This is a genomic window from Profundibacterium mesophilum KAUST100406-0324 (assembly GCF_009835145.1).
Classification (GTDB): Bacteria; Pseudomonadota; Alphaproteobacteria; order Rhodobacterales; family Rhodobacteraceae; genus Profundibacterium; species Profundibacterium mesophilum.
In genome coordinates, this window is the sequence record NZ_APKE01000050.1 from 1 (window position 1) to 3,245 (window position 3,245).

Consider the following 3,245-nt stretch of genomic DNA (forward strand, 5'->3'; position numbering starts at 1 on the left):
AAGGAGCAAATTGATGAGCGACCATCCCACCACCGATGACGGCCGGATCACCCTATCGGGGCGCGAGTATCTCGCCGATGCCAAGGGCGCGCTTGTGCCTGTCGATCTGATCCGGCCCGCCGACCTGCTCGAGGACGAAACGGTGCGCAAGATCATGACCTATGCCACCGCGCTCAGCGAGCAGGTTGCCCGCTTCAAGGGGCACACCTTCGAGGATCTCGGTGCCTTCGAGGCTCTGCTCGCCCAGGACTACGGCGCCAGCAAGGGCGGCGCGAAGGGCAACAAGACCTTCGCGAGCCATGATGGCCTGATGAAGATCAGCGTGCAGGTCGCCGATCACATCGATTTCGGGCCGCAGCTGCAGGTCGCGAAAGAGCTGATCGACGAATGCCTGACCGAATGGTCCGCCGAGAGCCGCCCCGAGATCGCGGCAATCGTCACGCGGGCCTTCAATACCGACAAGGCGGGCCAGATCAACCGCTCGGAGATCTTCATGCTCCTGCGTCTCGAGATCGAGGATGCACGGTGGAAGCGGGCGATGGATGCGATCCGCGACGCGATGCGGATCGTCGGATCGAAGACCTATATCCGCTGTTATCGCCGGCCCGCCCCTGATGCGCCGTGGCAGGCCGTCACGATCGATCTGGCCAAGGCATGAGTGACATGCAGACAGACAAGGATCTTCGCATTGCTCCCATCGACGGGGGGGCTTTCGAGGTGGCCGAGCATAAAGTGCTTGGCCTCTTCTATACACGCGCCCATGCCGAGCTCTTCGTGCGCAGCCTTGGCAGCGCCGGGGACACGGCCGTGCCCGGCGCGCCAGAGGAAGAGACACAGCCCGAGCCGGCGGCCGAAGTGCCCGAGCCGGCAGCGGCCGGGCTCTCGCGTCCCTTGGCCCCGGCGCCCGTGCGCCCTGCGCCGCGTGGGCGCGAGGATGCCTGCGATCCCGGTGCGGTGCGCCGCAAAGCACTGGCGTGGTCGGCGGAGGACGACATGACCGCGAGGGCGGCGTATGACGTGCCGCGGCCTAGCCCACTGGCGGCGTGCCGTTCAGCGCCTTGATGGCGCCATGCATTGCCGCGCGGTCAACGAAGGTGGCCTTGTCGGCTTCGCACAACGTGTAAAGGTGATTTTCGAGGTCTTCCTTGCTCACCGTTCCCTGCCGGGCCAGCAGCGTGAGCACCGGAATGCGTCCTTGGATGGTGAGGTCTGAGGGCGACAGGTGCCGGAATGCGTTGGCGCGCATTCCGGCGCTGCCTGCATATAACAGCCCGTCTTGCGAGAGGAGTTGCCTATGAGCCGGACCCTCCAGCGCGCGATCTTCGCCAGCTGCCGCACGCTCGGCCTCGGGCAGGAGGAGCGGCGCGATCTGCAGCTGGCCGTGACCGGCCAGGACAGCCTGTCGCAGATGGACGATGCGCAGATGCGTGCCGTGCTGACCCGGCTGGACGAGATGGGCGGGGGCGCGAAGCGGCGCGGCACCCGCCCGGCCGCGCCGCGCGCCGATCTTCGCTACGTGCATGTCCTGTGGCGGCTGCTTGGCGAGGATGGCGCGCTCGAGCGCCCAGGCCGCGCCGGGCTCAACGCCTTCATCCGATCGCGCTTCGAGGGCAAATGGCAGTCCGTGCCGATCGACATCGACAGCCTGCGCGATGCCGGGCGCGGTATCAGTACGGAGAGATAAAATGCGGATGATCAGGGTGACAGACCACGCGGTGCTGCGGTATCTCGAGCGGGTGCGCGGCGTCGATGTCGAGGCCGCGCGCGCCGAGATCGCGGCCAAGGTCGCGGTGGAGCGCCTGATCGAGGCGCTTGGCGATCTCGAGACCGAGCGGCTGCTGCGCCGCTTTGGCGGGGCGAAGATCCGCATCCCGCACGAAGCCGATGGCGGCAAGCTCGCGGCGCAGGTTGGCGTGCGGACCGTTGACGCCCTGATCGAGGCGTTCGGCCCCGGCGCGATCGTGCTGCCGATGGGAGAGTTTCGCGGGCAGGCCGCGCGGCGCCGGCGGGCCGCGTGGCTCCTGTCGGAGGGACGCACCATTCGCCAGGTTGCATTGGCCTGCGATCTGCACCAGCGCAGCGTCGAGCGGATCAGCGCCCGCATGCGCGACGAGCGCCAGATGCGTTTGCCATTTTCGGCAATGCGCCTCGAACACCATCACATCGCATCGATCCCCATGACCCCCGCCCGCACCATCGGCGGGCCGATCGTGCCCGAGCTCGTGGTCGTGCATGACACCGCCGGCAGGCTCGAGGCGGGCAATTCGGCGCGCTATCTGGCGCAGAACGATGCCGGCGTGTCGGTGCATTTCGTGGTCGAGCGGGGCGGCGAGATCGTCCAGCAGGTGCCCACGAACCGCCGCGCGGGTCATGCCGGCCGCTCGCATTATCAAGCTGACACCGGCGGGGCCCGGCCGCTCGGCGGCGTGGTTCAAGGAGACCTACGATAACGAGGCGTATGGCATCCGCGCCGCCGAGACGCCCGAACACGGCGCTGGCCTGTGGATGGATTACACGCCCGAACAGATCACGGCGGTGATCGAGCTCCTCGGCGCGCTCTTTGCTGGCATTCCGACCCTGAAGGACATCCGCGCGCATTGGTATGTCTCGCCAGGGCGCAAGATCGATGCCAACCCGCTCTTTCCCCTGGACGCCATCCGCGCCCGCATCCTCGGCCGCGAGGAGCCGGGAGATATCCCGCCGCTTGATCCCGGACGGCACCGAGGTGCCTGTCTTGCGGCTCGGCACCTTCGGGGGCCGGCGCTGGATCGAGACCGTCTATGGCGGAAACCAGGGCTGGATCGCGCGCAGCTACACCACGACCCACGATCAAACCTGAAGGAAAACAGATGTTTCACGACAGCAAATCCATCTTCGCAAGCAAGACGATCTGGGGCGGCGGCGCAGCGCTTGCCGCGGGCGCTCTGGGGCTGCTCGGCTACGCGGTCTCGCCGGCCGACCAGGCCGCTCTGGTGCGTGTCGCCCTGGACCTGGTGGCGGCGTCGGCGCGATCTACGGCCGGATCAAGGCGTCCAAGCGCATCGGGTAAGCCATGGGACTGCATTGGTCGGCCGTGACCCTGGCGAGCCATGTCGTGCTGGTGCTTGCCTGCGGCTGCGCATTCGTCAACGCGATCGCTATCAGGCGCGCCTGGAACTCGTTGCTCGATCTGCGCAATCTCGCGCGGATCGAGGGGCCGATCTTCGCGATCGCGGCCGCGCTGATGGTCGAGCGGATCTATTACG

General features: G+C 67.4%; 8 protein-coding genes. 7 read left to right on the plus strand and 1 reads right to left on the minus strand.

The features are described 5' to 3' along the window. The first annotated feature begins 13 nt into the window (after positions 1-13). Positions 14-658 carry a DUF3164 family protein gene (locus PMES_RS15980; RefSeq protein ID WP_159966723.1) on the plus strand — a complete coding sequence of 215 codons (645 nt, stop codon included), beginning with the start codon at positions 14-16 and terminating at the stop codon, positions 656-658. Between the two features lie 5 nt (positions 659-663). Then, the gene (locus tag PMES_RS15985; protein ID WP_159966724.1) at positions 664-1,062 is read left to right on the plus strand and encodes a hypothetical protein; all 399 of its coding nucleotides are present in this window, start codon (positions 664-666) and stop codon (positions 1,060-1,062) included. On the opposite strand, the gene PMES_RS15990 is transcribed toward PMES_RS15985, so the two are convergent. Next, the gene (locus tag PMES_RS15990; RefSeq protein WP_159966725.1) at positions 1,028-1,246 is read right to left on the minus strand and encodes a hypothetical protein; all 219 of its coding nucleotides are present in this window, start codon (positions 1,244-1,246) and stop codon (positions 1,028-1,030) included. The genes PMES_RS15985 and PMES_RS15990 overlap by 35 nt on opposite strands. Positions 1,247-1,294: 48 nt before the next feature. On the opposite strand from PMES_RS15990, the gene PMES_RS15995 reads away from it, so the two are divergent. The 5 genes from PMES_RS15995 to PMES_RS16010 all read left to right on the plus strand — a co-directional run. Beyond that, positions 1,295-1,684: a phage protein GemA/Gp16 family protein gene (locus PMES_RS15995; RefSeq protein WP_159966726.1), complete on the plus strand. Its 390-nt coding sequence runs from the start codon at positions 1,295-1,297 to the stop codon at positions 1,682-1,684. A gap of 7 nt (positions 1,685-1,691) precedes the next feature. Next, positions 1,692-2,450: an N-acetylmuramoyl-L-alanine amidase gene (locus tag PMES_RS16765; RefSeq protein WP_236549851.1), complete on the plus strand. Its 759-nt coding sequence runs from the start codon at positions 1,692-1,694 to the stop codon at positions 2,448-2,450. 254 nt (positions 2,451-2,704) lie between these two features. Next, the gene (locus PMES_RS16890) at positions 2,705-2,839 is read left to right on the plus strand and encodes an SH3 domain-containing protein (RefSeq protein WP_268892433.1); all 135 of its coding nucleotides are present in this window, start codon (positions 2,705-2,707) and stop codon (positions 2,837-2,839) included. Positions 2,840-2,849: 10 nt separating this feature from the next. Further along, a complete protein-coding gene (locus tag PMES_RS16005) occupies positions 2,850-3,077 on the plus strand; it encodes a hypothetical protein (RefSeq protein ID WP_159966727.1) in 228 nt (75 codons plus the stop codon). Continuing rightward, the coding region (locus PMES_RS16010; RefSeq protein WP_159966728.1) for a hypothetical protein at positions 3,053-3,245 on the plus strand (193 nt) is incomplete at its 3' end. The genes PMES_RS16005 and PMES_RS16010, both read left to right, overlap by 25 nt.

What these genes read in the sequence shown, in the direction of transcription:
- PMES_RS15980 (WP_159966723.1), top strand. Translation starts at nt 14, where the DNA reads ATGAGCGACCATCCCACCACCGATGACGGCCGGATCACCCTATCGGGG.
- PMES_RS15990 (WP_159966725.1), bottom strand. Translation starts at nt 1,246, where the DNA reads ATGCGCGCCAACGCATTCCGGCACCTGTCGCCCTCAGACCTCACCATC.
- PMES_RS15995 (WP_159966726.1), top strand. Translation starts at nt 1,295, where the DNA reads ATGAGCCGGACCCTCCAGCGCGCGATCTTCGCCAGCTGCCGCACGCTC.
- PMES_RS16765 (WP_236549851.1), top strand. Translation starts at nt 1,692, where the DNA reads ATGATCAGGGTGACAGACCACGCGGTGCTGCGGTATCTCGAGCGGGTG.
- PMES_RS15985 (WP_159966724.1), top strand. Translation starts at nt 664, where the DNA reads ATGCAGACAGACAAGGATCTTCGCATTGCTCCCATCGACGGGGGGGCT.
- PMES_RS16005 (WP_159966727.1), top strand. Translation starts at nt 2,850, where the DNA reads ATGTTTCACGACAGCAAATCCATCTTCGCAAGCAAGACGATCTGGGGC.